We start from the raw sequence: 14,567 nt of genomic DNA, 5'->3' as shown, positions 1-14,567 counted from the left end.
TCATCGGCTGCACCGTCAGCTCACGCAGGAGGCGCTTGCCGAACGGGCCGGTGTCAGCTCCCGCTCGATCCGCGAGATGGAACGGGGCCCCGGGCGAAGCCCCCGGCCGCAGACGGTCGAACAGCTCGCGACGGCACTGGAGCTGACCGGCGACGAGCGAGCGGAGTTCACCGACGCCGGGCACGCGCTCTTCTGGGCCAACCGTGCCGGACGGTCCGGCCGGAACAAGCCGTCGGACGGGAACATCCGTGCCGTCGACTCGCCGCCCTGGCAACTGCCCGCGGATCTCCCCGACTTCGTCGGCCGCGGCGAGGAACTCGCCCTGGTCGGCGAGGTGCTCGATCCGACCGTCCGCGGCGCGAGGTTGGTGGTGGCCTCCGGCCCGCCGGGTGTCGGCAAGACGGCGCTGGCGATACACGCCGGCCACCGGCTCGCGCCGCTGTTTCCGGACGGGCAGTTGTACGCGACGCTGCGCGGCGCCACCAGCGACCCCGCCGATCCGGCCGAGGTGCTGGCCCAGCTGCTGCGGATGCTCGGTGTGGACGGATCGGCCCTGCCCGCCGGGGTGGACGCCCGCGCGGGCCTGCTCCGGATCCGGCTGGCGGGACGGCGGGTGCTGATCGTCCTTGACGACGCCGGTGGATACCGTCAAGTGGAGCCGCTGCTGCCCGCCGAGGGCGTCGCGATGATCGTGACAAGCCGGCTGCCGCTGACCGGACTCCCCGGGGTGACGGCCATCGACCTGCGCCCGCTGCCCGATACGGTGGCCGTCGATCTGCTCGCCCAGGTGGCCGGCGTGGCACGTGTGCGAGCCGAGCCCGTGGCCGCCACCGAACTGGTCAAGGTGTGCGGCGGATTGCCGCTGGCGGTCCGGATCGTCGCGGCCCGGCTGGCAGCGGCGCGACCCGGCGCGGGTCGCGCAGGACGTCGGCGACGGCTACGTGACCGCGGCCGTGGCCGAGCGTGTTTACGGCGTGGTGCTCGACGGCGACCATGCCGACCTCGCCGCGACCGCCGGGCGCAGGGCCGCGCTCCGCGCGGAACGGCTGGGCGGCATACCCCCCGAGGCGGCGGTCCGGGACACGATGATCGGCGTCGCCGGAGCCTCCGTCCCGGCCCGGGGGCGGGACGGCCACTGGTACTGCCCGGCCAGCGGGGCCCCGATCGGCACCGCCGACGACTGGCACGACGACGCCGTGATCCGGACCCGTCCCGCCGCCGAACGCCTCGCCGAACTCGGCGTGCGGATCCGGCCCCGGTCCGGAGAGCCCGCCGTCCTGCTGGACGAGTTCGTCAGCCCGGCCTGCGGCACCCTGCTGGAGACCAGAGTGCGCGTGGCCGCGCCGGAGGAGGTGCGCGCCCGATGACCGCCGAGACCTGGGACGGCGGCGACCCCGCCCCGGCGGAGCGCGGGCCCCTCGCCGGAGTCGTGGTGCTGGACATCACCCGGGTGGTCGCGGGCCCGTTCTGCTCGATGATCCTCGCCGACCTCGGCGCGACGGTGATCAAGGTCGAGCGGCCGACCGAACCGGACTACGCCCGCGACTTCCCCCCTCATCTGCCGGCCGCCGACGGGAGCACGTTCAGCGCGTTCTTCGCGCAGTACAACCGCGGCAAGCTCGGGCTCACCCTCGACCTGGCGACGCCCGACGGGCGAGACCTGCTCAAGCAGCTCGTACGCCGGGCCGACGTGCTGGTGGAGAACTTCCGGCCGGGCACCATGGACAAGCTCGGCACCGGGCCCGCCGTCCTGCGCGCGGAGAACCCCCGCCTGGTCTACACCGCCATCTCCGGCTTCGGCCAGACCGGGCCGTACCGGAGCAGGCCGGCCTACGACAACTCCGCGCAGGCCACCGGCGGCCTGTGGTCGATGAACGGCTACGCCGACCGGCCCCCGGTCCGGGTCGGCACGATCATCGGCGACCTGTCGGCCACCCTGTACGCCGTCATCGGCACCCTGGCCGCCTTGCGGCACGCCGAACGCACCGGCGAGGGCCAGCTCGTCGACGTGTCGCAACAGGACTCGGTGCTGTCGCTGACCGAGAACGCGGTCGTGTCGTACACGGTGGACGGCGAGGTGCCCAGGCCGCTGGGCAACCAGCACCCGTTCGTACGCCCGTACGAGCTGTACCCGTGCAAGGACGGGTACGTCTTCTTCGGTGGCTACACCGACAAGTTCTGGCGGCTGACGTGCACGATGTTCGACCGTCCCGAACTCGCCGATGACCCGGAGATCGACACCATGGCCAAGCGGTTCGACCCTGGTGTCTACTCCAACCGGATTCGTCCGCTCCTGTTCGACTGGTTCGCGTCACGCACCCGCGCCGAACTCGAAGAACTGGCCGGCGACCAGGTGCCGCTGAGCGCGGTCAAGACCATCGCGGAAGTGGTGGACGATCCGCAGATCGCCGCGCGCGACATGATCGTCGACGTCGAGTACCCGGACTTCGGGCCGTTGCGGATGTTCGGCCAGCCGATCAAGCTCGACGTCACCCCCGCCCGGCCGCGTACGCTCGCCCCGCGCCCCGGCGAGCACACCGACGCCGTACTGCGGGGCCTGCTGGACCTCTCACCGCAGCGGATCGCCGAACTCCGCGCCGCGGGGGTGATCTGATTGACCATCGGCTTCGAGCGGGACGGGTCCACGGCCATCATCTCCTTCGCCCGTCCCGCCAAGCTCAACGCGCTGACCCTGGCCATGTACGACGAGCTCGCCGACGCCTTCGCCCGGGTGCGGGACGACGACACGATCGCCGCGGCCGTCCTCACCGGCGAGGGCGAACGCGCGTTCTGCGTCGGCGCGGACCTGGGCGAGTCGATCCCCGCGCTGGCCGAGGGGCGGTTCGACATCTCCCGCTGGGACGGCGCGCACCAGAAGCACACCAGCCTGTTCAAGCCGGTGATCGCCGCCGTCAACGGCCTGTGCCTGGGCGGCGGGTTCGAGATCATGCTCTCCACCGACCTGCGGGTCGCGAGCGAGGACGCCGAGTTCGGCCTTCCCGAGCCGGGCGTCGGAGTGGTGCCGGCCGGGGGCACACTCGCCCGGCTGACCCGGCAGATCCCGTACGCCTGGGCCATGCGGTTGCTGCTGCTCGGCGAGCGCGTCCCGGCCGCCGAAGCGCTGCGACTGGGCCTGCTCAACGCCGTCGTACCGGCGCAGGAGGTGATGCCGACGGCGCTCGCGTGGGCCCGCCGGATCGGCGGGCTGTCCGGCACCGCGGTCGAGACGATCAAGCAGGCCGTCCTGAGCCTGGGCGACCTCCCGCTCCACCAGGCGTTCCACGCCGAGGCGCGCTACGGGCAGCGGGCGTTCACCTCGCCCGACGCCCGCGAGGGCCTGGCGGCCTTCGCCGCCCGCCGACCACCCGAGTTCCCCTCACGCAAGGGGCAAGGGTGAACCGCTACGGAGTCGACCCGTTGCCCAGCCTGCCCGGCCGGATAACGATCTGGGAGGTAGGGCCACGGGACGGCCTGCAGAACGAGGCCGCGATCCTGCCCGTCGAGGTGAAGGTCGAGCTCGTCGAGCGGCTCGTCGACGCCGGGCACACCGTCGTGGAGACCACCTCGCTGGTGCACCCGAAATGGGTGCCGCAGCTCGCCGACGCCGAAGAGGTGCTGCGCCGGCTGAAGCGGCGCGATGGCGTGCGCTACCCGGTGCTCGTCCCGAACGAACGCGGCCTGGACCGGGCGATCGGCCTCGGGCTCACCGACGTCGCCGTCTTCGCCAGCGCCACCGAGTCCTTCGCCAGGGCCAACCTGAACCGGACCGTCGCCCAGTCGCTGGAGATGTTCGCCCCTGTGGTCGCCCGCGCCCGCGAGGCGGGCCTGGGCGTACGCGGCTACCTGTCGATGTGCTTCGGCGACCCGTGGGAGGGCGAGGTGCCGATCCCCCAGGTCGTCGCGGTCGCGACGCGGCTGCTCGCGCTCGGCTGCACCGAGCTCGGCCTCGGCGACACGATCGGCGTCGCGACCCCCGGCAGGGTTGCCGCGCTGCTCGACGCCCTGGTGGGTGCCGGGGTGCCGGTCGGACGGATCGGCGTGCACTTCCACGACACCTACGGCCAGGCCCTGGCGAACACCCTCGTCGCGCTCGGCCGCGGGGTCACCACGGTCGACGCGTCCGCCGGCGGCCTCGGCGGCTGCCCCTACGCCAGGAGCGCCACCGGCAACCTCGCCACCGAGGACCTGCTCTGGCAACTGGCCGGACTCGGCATCGACACCGGCGTGGACCTGGGCAAGCTGGCCGAGACGAGCGCCTGGCTCGCCGCGCGTCTGAACCGTCCGAGCCCTTCGCGTACGGTCCAGGCCCTCACGCCGTCCGCGGGTTGAGCGGGAGACGGAGGACGAAGCGTGCTCCGCCCGAGGACGCGTCCTCGACGTGGAGGGTGCCGTGGTGGGCGTGGGCGATGTCACGGGCGACGGCCAGGCCGAGCCCGGTGCCGCCGCGGTCGCGGCTGCGGGCGGTATCCAGCCGGGCGAAGCGCTGGAAGATGTGCTCGCGCTCCGCTGGAGGCACGCCCGGGCCGTCGTCGGTGACGCTGAGCTCGGCCATGTCTCCGGCGCGGCGCACCGTGACCACCACGTCGCGCGCGGCGTGCCGTTGCGCGTTGTCCAGCAGGTTGTCCAGCACCCGGCGAATCTGTTCCGGGACGGCGTCGGCCGTCACGCCGGCGGTGAGGTCGAGCCGTGCCGGATGCGGATCGCCGGTGCGGCGCGCGGTTCCGGCCTCGGCCAGTACGGCCAGGTCGACGGGCTCCAGGGCGGCGGGGGGTGGTGCCGCTCCGATCCGGGCCAGCATGAGGAGGTCGCTGATGATGGCCTGCAGCCGATCCACATCGCCAAGGGTGTGTTCCACCAGGTCGGCGAGGTCGGTCTCGTCGGGGTGAAGTTGCGCCTCCTCCAACTTGACCCGTAACCCGGCCAGCGGAGTGCGCAGTTCGTGTGAGGCGTCGGTGGTGAAGCACCGCTGGCGGTCGAGCGCCTGCTGCAACGACGCGGTGACGCGCTCCAGCTCCGCGGATATCGCGTGCTCGCGGGTGTAGCGGCGGGCGTTGTCGACGCACACCGCGGCGCGGCCGACCAGTTCCTCGGCCAGGGCGAGGTCGTCCTCCTCGAACGCGTCCTTGCCCGTGGCGCGATAGAAGCTCACCACCCCGAGCGTGACGCCCCGGGCCCGCATCGGCACTGCGATGAGCGAGTGGATGCCCTGCTCACAGATTTTCCGGCAGCGCTCGGGATCCTGTGCCAGCCACCCGAAGGTGGTGGACAACACCGGGCCGAGCACCGGCTGCTCGGTGGCGAGGCTGCGCCCCTGCGGCGTGGACGGGAGCGGGTGGATGAGCGAGCCAAGCTGGTGCAGAGCGGTCCCCTCGCTGATGCCCGCGAGGGCGACCCGGCGCTGCCCCGCGTCCATGCTGCCGGGCTCGTCGCCCCGCAGGACACATTCGGTCAGGTCGACGGCGACGTAGTCGGCGAACCGGGGGACGGCGACCTGGGCCAGTTCCTCGGCGGTCCGGGTGACCTCCAGGGTGGTGCCGATGCGGGAGCCCGCGTCGCACAGCAGGCTGAGCCGCTCGCGCGCCCGCAGGGCGAGCCGGCCGACGCCCGGCTCGCCCACGGCGAGCAGCCACCCCTCGGTTCCGGTCACCTTCCCCCGTTCGGCCGGGCCTCCTGGCCGTCGGTGAGCCACGCCTTCACCGCGATGGCGGTGGAACCGATGATCGGCTGGGCCTCGAGCGTGGCGGTGCGGCCGTCCGAGAGGGCCGTCTTCACCACCGCCGCCCGGCCCTGCGCGACCAGCCGCACGGCGGCGTCCTCCAGGGCGAGCCGATCACGGCGGCACAGGTCCAGGGGCGTGGAAGCCGTCGCGACGCCTCCATTTGGCGCCCGGAGGAACTCCTCCATCAGGGCCCGCTCGCGTTCGGCCGCCATTTCGAACAAGCGCCGCTCGACGGCGGCGGCCGATCGCCGGGCCAGGACCATCATCTCCGCGTTGGCCGTGTCGTTCGGGCCGACGACGCTGATGACCCCGTTCACCCGCCCGCTGAGCGGGTGGCGTATCGGGGCGGCCACGCCGGTGAGCCCGCGCAGTTCCTCCGCGAAGTGCTCATTGCCGGTGACCTGGCAGATTCGCCGTTCCACCAGCGCCGAGCCGAAGGCGTTGGTGCCCATGTCCGCCTCGGCGAAGCGGAACCCGGGCGCGGCGCCGACCGCGTCCAGAGTCCGGCGCAGGGCCGGTTCGCCCTCGTTGCGCAGGAACATGACCCCACTCGCATCGCCCAGGAACATGCTCACCGGGGTGCCCTCGACGACGGTACGTAGCCGCTCGAACACGGGCCGGGCCGCGCGCACCACTCCGCAGTCGAAATCAAGATCACCGAGCAGGTGCGGCTGCACGGTGCTGGGCGTGAGTCCCGCCTCCTGGCACCGCCGCCACGAATGCAGGGTCACGGCGCGTACGTCATTCCCCGTGAGCTTCCCATCCAGGAACCGCTCCACGAGCTTCTCGTCGGGACCTCCCCCGTCGTCCCAGCCATCTGCCATCCGGCTCACTCCAAAGACTTCCCCACGGTGAGCTTTGTCCACCTTCCGCCCAGAATACGGAGGAAGCACATCTCGAATCTCATATCCCGGCAAAGAAATGCCAGGTCCTGGCCTTCCCCGGCAGCGGCCGCCGTGCCCGCGCACCCTCAGATGGCGGCCTTGCGCTCGCGCGGCGGTTCGTGCGCCCGTAGGAGGGCCAGGCGATCCTCCTGCCCGTGCCGATGGCCGGCCGGGCCGGGCCACAGGCGTCGGCTGCGCTCGTCGATGTGGTCCAGGGAGCCTGCGATGAGGTTGAGCAGGTGATCGATCGTGGCCGCGTCGGGCCGGGCGTACTCCTCGCCGGTGCGCAGGTGGACCGGAGAGGTGTGCGCATGATCGGTCCGGCCCATACGTCGGCACCATGCCCGGCGGTCCGATTTTCCCGCTCCACAAGTGGGCCGGCTCCCACCACATCGACACCGAAGAGTTCTACCGCCTCCGCAAAGGCGTCGTCGAGGAGCCGGCGTCACCCTGGAACCTTATAGGTTCCCAAGATCCCGGCTAATCGGTGACCCTTGTCTAGATTTCGCGCGGTCCGGAACGGGCCCAGGTAAAAGCCCGTTGGTCGCCGGCCGGGCATCGCGACATCATCACCGTTGCTGTTGGACGGTAGACCCCTCACAAGGGAAAGGAAAGCAATGCGTCTACGAATCGCGTCTCTCTCACTGGCCTGCGCGGCGGGGATCGCTGCAACCACATTCACGGCCGCTCCTGCCCATGCCATTCCGACCAATTGTTCTGGAGGGGCCGCCTCGCGGACCGCCTACATCTCGGTCTGCCATGCGGGGACGGGTTCCTATCGGGCGGTCGCTTTCTGTGATTATCCCGACGGCACCTTCACCTCGGCGCTCGGCAACTGGGTGTACATGCCGTCCAGTTCGTATTCGACGGCATACTGCCCCAATAGGCCCGTGTACGGCGGACAGGGCATCCTCGATTCTGGCTTTACCGAAAGGCGCTGATATCTGAGCGAGGACCCCCTGCTCTTCGCTCGCTGTGCCGGTGAATCTCATACCCTGAGATCACATATCTTGCGGGTTCGAGTCCGCCAGTTCGCCGGAGGTCAGGCCGCCGTCATCGACTTCGGGACATCAGGAGTCGGCGATCCCGCCTGCGATCTGGTGATCGCGTGGACGATGTTCTCGGGCGACAGCCGGGAGACCTTCCGCGGCGCTGTCGGTCGGGATCCCGCCATGTGGGCGCGGGCTCGCGGCTGGGCCCTGTGGAAGGCTCTGATCAGCCTGGCCGAGACCATCGACAGGGACGAGAGGAAAGCCGCGGGCAACCGCCGCGTCATCGATGAAGTCCTGGCTGACCATGATCATGCCGGCTGACTCCACCGGGACCGGCAGGCGAGCTCACGTCGGGGTCGCAGAGTCTCGGTGGGTGCTCTGATCATCCACCTGCTGCAGCGCGGACCTCTCGGCCCGGGCCAAGTGTTCCAGCAGCGATGTCACCATCGCCTCCCCGAAGAGAAGCAGTCACACCCACGTGTTGCGTTCACGCCATGCGGTCCCGCAACTCCAAACTGTAACTGGAAGATCCTTACGGACGGGTCAGGAAGGGCTCCCCGGGTTCCTGGCCGAAAACCCGGCAGATGGCTCAGGCGGGGACGGGCTCCTGGCCGGCATCGGTAAAGGGGGGATAGCTCTCGCCGGCCATTCGATCGGCCGCGTCAATGTAGTCGGCAAGAGCGTCGCGGGATTGAGCGAGCCTGTCCATCTGATCGTCCAGTCGCTGCAGCCGTGACCGCATCGCGGCCAGCAACTCGGGACACCCGAGTAGCTCCGGGACCTCTCCGATCGCACAGGGCAGCAGGTACGCGATGTCCTCAGAGGACAAACCGGCACCGAGCAGGTGCCGGATCTGTTTCACCCGCAGCACGGCGTTCTCGTCGTACTCGCGGTAACCGTTCGCGCCGCGCTCTGCCTCCAGCAGGCCCTGGGCCTCGTAGTAGCGCAACTGATGGGCGTTCACACCCGTCCGACGACTCAGTTCCCCGATCAGCATCGAAACCCCACTTGACCTTCACACCGGTATCAACGTTGACGATGCTGCCATGAACGGCAAAACCGATACACCCGTGACAGTCATCGGACTCGGACTGATGGGCCAGGCGCTCGCCGGCGCGTTCCTGAAAGCCGGGCATCCCACAACCGTGTGGAACCGCACGACCTCCAAGGCCGACCAACTGGTGGCCAAGGGTGCACGGCTGGCGCCAACGGTCGGCGGCGCGCTCAAGGCGGGTTCCCTGACGATCATCTGCGTCACCGATTACCAGGCCATGCACGAGCTGTTCGGCGCGAGCGATGTCGAGCTGGACGGCACGATGTTGATCAACCTGACCTCGGGCGACTCGGCCCAGGCCCGGGAAACCGCCCAATGGGCCGAGCAGCGCGGCGCCCATTACCTGGACGGCGCCATCATGGCCATCCCGCCGGCGATCGGGACCGCCGAAGCGGTGATTCTGCACAGTGGGCCGCAGTCGGACTTCGAGGTGCACAGGTCAACGCTCGACGCGCTCGGCACCGTCACCTACCTTGGTGCGGACCATGGGCTGGCGTCCCTGTACGACGTGGCCGGCCTCGCCATGATGTGGAGCGTCCTGAACGCCTGGCTCCAGGGCACTGCCCTGCTCAGGACGGCCGGGGTTGACGCCGCAACGTATGCGCCGTTTGCGCGGCAGATCGCTGCCGGTGTGGCCGAATGGCTGCCTGGATATGCCGAGCAGATCGACAGCGGCTCCTTCCCGGCCGAGGTGTCGGCCCTGGAGACCGACGCGCGGGCGATGGCACACCTGATCGAGGAGAGCGAGGCGGTGGGTGTCAACGCCGAACTGCCGAAGTTGATCAAGGCGATGGCCGACCGCTCGATCGCCGCCGGACACGGTGGGGAGCAGTATCCCGTGCTGATCGAAGAGTTCGGCAAACCCCGCGACGACTGACCGATCCCGATACCGGGATCTCAGCGGCCTCGGTGGGGTCGACTCCGTGTAGGGGTCCCGGGAAGCGATCTTCCAGGGCTCCGACCCACCCCGGCTTGAACACCCCACAGGTCGGAAAGCCCGGTTCCAGATCATGGAGCCGGGCCTTTCGCCATGTTGCCCGGTCAGCGCCGCCAGTGGTGTTCGGGCAGCCTCAGCCGGCGGACTTTGAGTCTTCGTAGGGCGGCCCACATCGTTGCCCGCGGCCACACACCTGTAGCGGTCCGGTTGTCGGAGGGCGGCGGTGCGGGCGGCTCGGCCGGGAATGCCGAGGTCGCGGACCAGGTCGGCGAGGCTGCGGTGGTGGAGTGGCTGTCCGGCCCGATGTCCGGGGAAGAGTCATCGGGCGTTGGCGTTGGTGGCCGAGCACGCCATGTATTCAGTCGCCTTCAGATTCGCTTCAGCATGCGCTCGTGACAATGCAGCCCCATGACCAACGCCCGAGTGCTGCTCGCAGTCGCCGCAGCCCTATCCACCTCACTCCTGGCGGCCCTTACCGGTTGCGCCTCGTCCGAAGGGCCCCAGCCATCGGCCGCACCCTCCGCCGACCAGCAGCGCCAGAGTCAGGCCCAGCTCGCCACCTGCATGAAGAGCAAAGGCTTCACCTACCATCCGGTCGTCTCCCGGCCAGAGCTACCGGAGGCCGTCAAGCAGGAGATGTCCGGCGACTACCCCGCGATGAAGGCGTATCGCAGCAAATACGGCTTCGGGCTCGCCGGCTCCGTCGTCTACCCCAACGACGGGGTTGGCCGGATGGCCCTCTCCCTCAGCGACGGCAACGCCGACGACGACCCCAACAGGGACGACGACCCCAACAGGAAGGTCATCGCGGGGCTGTCCAAGCCGCAGCAGGAGGCGTACTTCAACGCGATGGACGCCTGCACGCTCGAAATGATCAACAAGGCCACCGGCAAGAACCTGAAGTCGATGGAGGAGGTGGCCAAGGCCCAGAGCGCGATGGTGAAGCAGATCATCAGCCGCGAGATCGACGGCGATCCGAAGCTGGTGGAGCTGGCGAGCGCGTTCGCCGACTGCCTCAAGGGCAAGGGTTACCAGGTCACCTCCCAGCGCCCCTCGCAGATCGTCCGCAGCACCGAGGGGCCGTTCATGACCGAGTTCGGCAAGCTCCTCGGCCAGAAGCCCACGGCCGACCAGGCGCGGCCCATGCTGCAACGCGAGATCAAAGCGGCCCTGGACGACCTGGAGTGCGGCAAGGAGTTCTACGCCGCCTATCGGCCCAAAGCCAACGAGGTCTACGACCGCGCCCAGCTCCTCCCCGGCCTGAACATGGCCGCCATGACAACCGAGGGGTAGCGTGCGCAGATCCAGAGTGCTCGCCCTCGTCGTGGCGGGAGTACTGGTGATCGCGGGTGTGGGCTGGGCGGTCGGCTCCCGGCTGCGTTCCCCGGCCCACGAGGCGGCCGCGCGCCAACCGCCCAAGCCCTCCCTGGTCACCGCGCCGGTCGAGCGGCGCAAGCTCACCAGCACCGTCACGGTCAGCGGCACGCTCACGTACGGCTCGCCGCTGCCGGTCACGCTGGCCGGAATGGTCGGCGGAGCGAACGGCGGAGCCAACGGCGCGCCGCAACGCGTCACCACGGCTCCCGATCCCGGGCCGATCCGTGAGGGCGACGTGCTGATGCAGGTCAACGGGCGGCCGGTCTTCGCCCTGAAAGGGAAGCGGCCGATGTACCGCCCGCTCGTGCCCGGCACCGAGGGCGACGACGTCAAGCAGCTCCAGCGTGCCTTGCGAGTGAAGGTGACCGGCGTCTTCGACGCGGCCACCGTGGCGGCGGCGAAGCGCTGGTACGTCAAGCGCGGCTACCGGGCGCAGGAACCCGACCTGGAATCCCGCAAGACCCTGCAGCAGCTGCGCCAAGCCGTACAGACCGCGGAGGAGACCCTGGTGGCCGACCGCAAGGCTCTGGACGAGGGTCTCGACATGCGGCCGCTCCGGCTCCGCCACGACAACGCCCGCCGTGACCTGCGGGCGGCCGAGAGGGCGCTGGCAGGGGCGCCGGAGATCACGTCCGAGCAGGAGACCCAGCTGGCCTCGTTGCGCCGTGCCGTACGAGCTGCCGAGGAGCAGGTCCTCACGGCCGAGCAGGCGCTGACGGAGGCCAGGAAACCGGAACCCACGCCGACCACGACCCCGGCGCCCACGCCCAGCGCGGTGGACACGAGCCTGCTGGAGATGAAGCTGGCCAACGCCCGGCAGGACCTCTACGACGCCCAGCAGGCGATGGCCGCCTACGAGGAGCAGGTCCGCGTCGACCGGGACAGACGGCTGGAGGAGCTGCACAAGGCGGTGCGCACCGCGAAGGAGGCCGAGGCCACCGCCGCCCAGGCGCTGAGCCGGGCCAGGAAGGTCTCGCCGCTGCGGATGAAGGTCACGCACAGCAAGGCCAACCTCGCCGATGCCCGGACCGTGCTGGCCGAGTTCCGCAAGACCTACGGCGTGAGCGTGCCGGCAGGCGAGATCGTCTTCCTGCCGAAGCTGCCCGCCCGCATCGACAAGGCGGAGGTCAAGCCGGGCGACACCATCGAGGGCAAGGTCGCCACCGTGACCAGCTCCACCTTCGCGGTCAGCGGGTCGGTCGAGGCCAAGGAGGCCAAGCTGCTGCGCCCCGGCCAGGAGGCGAGCATGGAGACCATCGACGGCACCCAGCTGTCCGCCACGCTGGCCGCGACCGGTGAGGAGGCCCGTTTGACCCCGGAGGAGGGCGAGAACGGGCAGAAGGGCGAGTCGGACACCGGCTCGGTGCCCATCCTGCTCACGCCCGGCTCGGCCAAGGGGCTCAAGTCCCTGGTCGGCTCGCCGATGACGGTGCGGATCTCGGTCGGCTCGACCGACGGCGAGGTGCTGGCCGTCCCGGTGGCCGCTGTGGTCACCTCCGCCGACGGCCGGCCGCGGGTCAGGGTCGCGCTGGACGGCGACCGCACCCGCGAGGTCGAGGTGCGCACCGGGCTGACCGCCGACGGCGACGTGGAGGTCACACCGGTGCGCGCGGGCGAGCTCAAGGAGGGCGATCGGGTGGTGGTGAGCGATGTCTGAGCCCGTCATCGAGTTGAGCGGCGTCTGCCGCGACTTCCCCACCGATCCGCCGGTGCGCGCGCTGGCCGACGTGGACCTGCGCGTCGGCCCGGGCGACTACGTCGCCATCGTTGGGCCGTCCGGATCCGGCAAGTCCACCCTCCTCAACATCCTCGGACTGCTCGACCGGCCGACCTCCGGCTCCTACCGCCTCGATGGCGTCGAGACCACGGCGCTGCGCGACGGCGGGCGGACCCGGCTGCGCGGCACCCGCATCGGCTTCGTCTTCCAGTCCTTCCACCTGCTGTCTCACCGGACGGTCGTGGAGAACGTGATGCTGGCCGAGGTGTACGGCCCGCATCCGCGAAGCGGCCGGCGGGCACGGGCCGAGCAGGCACTGGAGCAGGTGGGCATGGGGCACCGTGTCGGCTTCGTCCCCGACCGGCTGTCGGGTGGCGAGCGCCAGCGCGTGGCCATCGCCCGCGCTCTGATGGCCAGGCCCGCCCTGCTGCTGTGCGACGAGCCGACCGGCAACCTCGACAGCCGCAACACCGAGGCCATCCTCGACCTGTTCGACGGCTTGCGCGCCGATGGCCTGACCATCCTGGTGATCACGCATGAGGACGAGGTGAGCGCCCGGGCCAAACGCCGGGTCCGGATCACTGACGGGGTGCTCCGTGAAGCTCCGTGACCTGTGGGCCGAGTCCCTGGCCGGGATGCTCGCCCGCCCGGTGCGCTCGGCGCTGACCACTCTCGGCACCGTCCTGGGCATCACCACGCTGGTGGTCACCCTGGGCATCGCGGCGACCGCGGGCAACCAGATCGTCGGCCGCTTCGACGAGCTGCTGGCCACCAGCATCACCGTCGAGGTGCCGCGCGGGGGCCACCACCCCCTGGTGTCCTGGGAGGCGGCCGGCGAACTGCGACGCCTGCGCGGCGTGACGTCGGCGACGGCGCTGGCGCAGAGCGACGGGAGTTCCAACCTCGTCGTGACCGCCAACAACCTGCTCGACCCGACCAGGGTGGCCGGGCAGACCCTCGCGGTCGTCGCGGCCACCCCCGACCTACCGGGGACCACCCACGGCCGGATGCTGGCCGGGCGCTTCTACGACGCCGGCCACGTCGCCCGCCGCGACCGCGTGGTCGTGCTGGGGGAGCAGGCCGCCGCCATGCTCGGCATCACCAGCCTGGAGCACGCGCCCGCCGTGTTCATCAAGGACCGCGCCTACACCGTCATCGGCATCATCGGCGACATGCGGCGCGAGCAGATCCTGGCCAGCGCGGTCCTCGTTCCGCCCGCGCTCGGTCCCGACTTCGGGCTGAAGGACGTCACCCGCGTCCTGGTCGCCACCCAACTGGGCGCCGCCGAGCTGATCGCCCGCCAGGCGCCGCTCGCGCTCAGCCCCAACCGCAGCGGTGAACTGCAGGTGATCGCCCCGCCCAGCCCCAAGCGGGCGCGCGACGGCGCCCAGGACGACGTCAACGGCCTCTTCCTCGTCCTCGGCCTGGTCTCCCTGGTCGTCGGCGCGGTGGGCATCGCCAACGTCACCCTGGTCACCGTCATGGAGCGGGTCGCCGAGATCGGCCTGCGCCGCTCCCTGGGCGCGGCTCGCCGCCACATCGCCGCCCAGTTCCTGCTGGAATCCAGCCTGACCGGCCTGACCGGCGGGGTGATCGGGGCCAGCCTGGGCATGGTGGCCGTCGTCGCGGTGGCGGCCGTGCGTCAGTGGACCCCGGTCCTGGATGTACGGCTGGCGCTGGCCGCGCCCGTGGCGGGTGCGCTGGTGGGGCTCCTGGCGGGCCTGTATCCGGCGCTGCGCGCGGCCCGTATGGAACCGGTCGACGCACTGCGCTGAGCTTTGTGGCACGGCCGGCCTCGACCGGCCGATCGCCATCAAGTTCATCAGGGTCGACAAGCTGCCCGACGGCCGGAGCGACGAGGACCTGACCAGACGCTTCGTGCGCGAG

14 protein-coding genes and 1 pseudogene are annotated in these 14,567 nt (G+C 70.7%); 11 read left to right on the top strand and 4 right to left on the bottom strand.

Annotated features, from left to right (window positions below; all coding sequences use genetic code 11):
- Positions 1 to 7: 7 nt before the first annotated feature.
- From ABZ260_RS31200 to ABZ260_RS31180, 5 genes and pseudogenes are all read left to right on the top strand, one after another.
- A pseudogene (locus ABZ260_RS31200) lies at positions 8 to 835 on the top strand (helix-turn-helix domain-containing protein); the annotation flags it as partial.
- Positions 804 to 1,367 (top strand): hypothetical protein, encoded by a 564-nt coding sequence (locus ABZ260_RS31195; RefSeq protein ID WP_355624979.1) that lies wholly within the window; start codon positions 804 to 806, stop codon positions 1,365 to 1,367. The pseudogene ABZ260_RS31200 and the gene ABZ260_RS31195, both read left to right, overlap by 32 nt.
- Entirely contained in the window at positions 1,364 to 2,614 is a 1,251-nt protein-coding gene (locus ABZ260_RS31190; RefSeq protein ID WP_355624977.1) for a CoA transferase, read from the top strand. The genes ABZ260_RS31195 and ABZ260_RS31190 overlap by 4 nt, the downstream gene beginning before the upstream one ends.
- On the top strand, positions 2,615 to 3,397 hold the full coding sequence (locus ABZ260_RS31185) for an enoyl-CoA hydratase-related protein (RefSeq protein WP_355624975.1): 783 nt from the start codon (positions 2,615 to 2,617) through the stop codon (positions 3,395 to 3,397).
- On the top strand, positions 3,394 to 4,329 hold the full coding sequence (locus tag ABZ260_RS31180; RefSeq protein WP_355624973.1) for a hydroxymethylglutaryl-CoA lyase: 936 nt from the start codon (positions 3,394 to 3,396) through the stop codon (positions 4,327 to 4,329). The genes ABZ260_RS31185 and ABZ260_RS31180 overlap by 4 nt, the downstream gene beginning before the upstream one ends.
- Here the strand turns inward: ABZ260_RS31180 and ABZ260_RS31175 are convergent.
- The 3 genes from ABZ260_RS31175 to ABZ260_RS31165 form a co-directional block, all read right to left on the bottom strand.
- Positions 4,310 to 5,647: a GAF domain-containing sensor histidine kinase gene (locus ABZ260_RS31175; protein WP_355624971.1), complete on the bottom strand. Its 1,338-nt coding sequence runs from the start codon at positions 5,645 to 5,647 to the stop codon at positions 4,310 to 4,312. The two genes, ABZ260_RS31180 and ABZ260_RS31175, sit on opposite strands and share 20 nt — an antisense overlap.
- A complete protein-coding gene (locus tag ABZ260_RS31170; RefSeq protein WP_355624969.1) occupies positions 5,644 to 6,543 on the bottom strand; it encodes a GAF domain-containing protein in 900 nt (299 codons plus the stop codon). The genes ABZ260_RS31175 and ABZ260_RS31170 overlap by 4 nt, the downstream gene beginning before the upstream one ends.
- A 146-nt stretch (positions 6,544 to 6,689) precedes the next feature.
- Complete coding sequence (locus ABZ260_RS31165; protein WP_355624967.1) at positions 6,690 to 6,932, bottom strand: hypothetical protein; 243 nt, start codon at positions 6,930 to 6,932, stop codon at positions 6,690 to 6,692.
- 681 nt (positions 6,933 to 7,613) lie between these two features.
- On the opposite strand from ABZ260_RS31165, the gene ABZ260_RS31160 reads away from it, so the two are divergent.
- Positions 7,614 to 7,916, top strand: coding sequence for a phosphotransferase (locus ABZ260_RS31160; protein ID WP_355624965.1), 303 nt, complete (start codon positions 7,614 to 7,616; stop codon positions 7,914 to 7,916).
- 268 nt (positions 7,917 to 8,184) lie between these two features.
- Here ABZ260_RS31160 and ABZ260_RS31155 read toward each other — a convergent pair whose 3' ends face one another.
- Complete coding sequence (locus ABZ260_RS31155) at positions 8,185 to 8,592, bottom strand: MerR family transcriptional regulator (protein WP_355624963.1); 408 nt, start codon at positions 8,590 to 8,592, stop codon at positions 8,185 to 8,187.
- Positions 8,593 to 8,641: 49 nt separating this feature from the next.
- On the opposite strand from ABZ260_RS31155, the gene ABZ260_RS31150 reads away from it, so the two are divergent.
- The 5 genes from ABZ260_RS31150 to ABZ260_RS31130 all read left to right on the top strand — a co-directional run bounded on the left by ABZ260_RS31150 (position 8,642) and on the right by ABZ260_RS31130 (position 14,455).
- Positions 8,642 to 9,526 carry an NAD(P)-binding domain-containing protein gene (locus ABZ260_RS31150; protein ID WP_355624961.1) on the top strand — a complete coding sequence of 295 codons (885 nt, stop codon included), beginning with the start codon at positions 8,642 to 8,644 and terminating at the stop codon, positions 9,524 to 9,526.
- Positions 9,527 to 9,994: 468 nt separating this feature from the next.
- Positions 9,995 to 10,879: a hypothetical protein gene (locus tag ABZ260_RS31145; RefSeq protein ID WP_355624959.1), complete on the top strand. Its 885-nt coding sequence runs from the start codon at positions 9,995 to 9,997 to the stop codon at positions 10,877 to 10,879.
- Between the two features lies 1 nt (position 10,880).
- Positions 10,881 to 12,620, top strand: coding sequence for a peptidoglycan-binding protein (locus ABZ260_RS31140; protein ID WP_355624957.1), 1,740 nt, complete (start codon positions 10,881 to 10,883; stop codon positions 12,618 to 12,620).
- Positions 12,613 to 13,290, top strand: coding sequence for an ABC transporter ATP-binding protein (locus ABZ260_RS31135; RefSeq protein ID WP_350928441.1), 678 nt, complete (start codon positions 12,613 to 12,615; stop codon positions 13,288 to 13,290). Before ABZ260_RS31140 ends, ABZ260_RS31135 begins: the two co-directional genes overlap by 8 nt.
- Positions 13,277 to 14,455, top strand: coding sequence for an ABC transporter permease (locus ABZ260_RS31130; RefSeq protein WP_355624955.1), 1,179 nt, complete (start codon positions 13,277 to 13,279; stop codon positions 14,453 to 14,455). The genes ABZ260_RS31135 and ABZ260_RS31130 overlap by 14 nt, the downstream gene beginning before the upstream one ends.
- Positions 14,456 to 14,567 lie beyond the last annotated feature (112 nt).

Origin of the sequence: Streptosporangium sp. NPDC006013, assembly GCF_040614275.1 — a bacterium.
Taxonomy (GTDB): domain Bacteria; phylum Actinomycetota; class Actinomycetes; order Streptosporangiales; family Streptosporangiaceae; genus Streptosporangium.
Note: the sequence above shows the minus strand (reverse complement) of the source record. Positions and strands in the feature narration are given on the sequence as shown.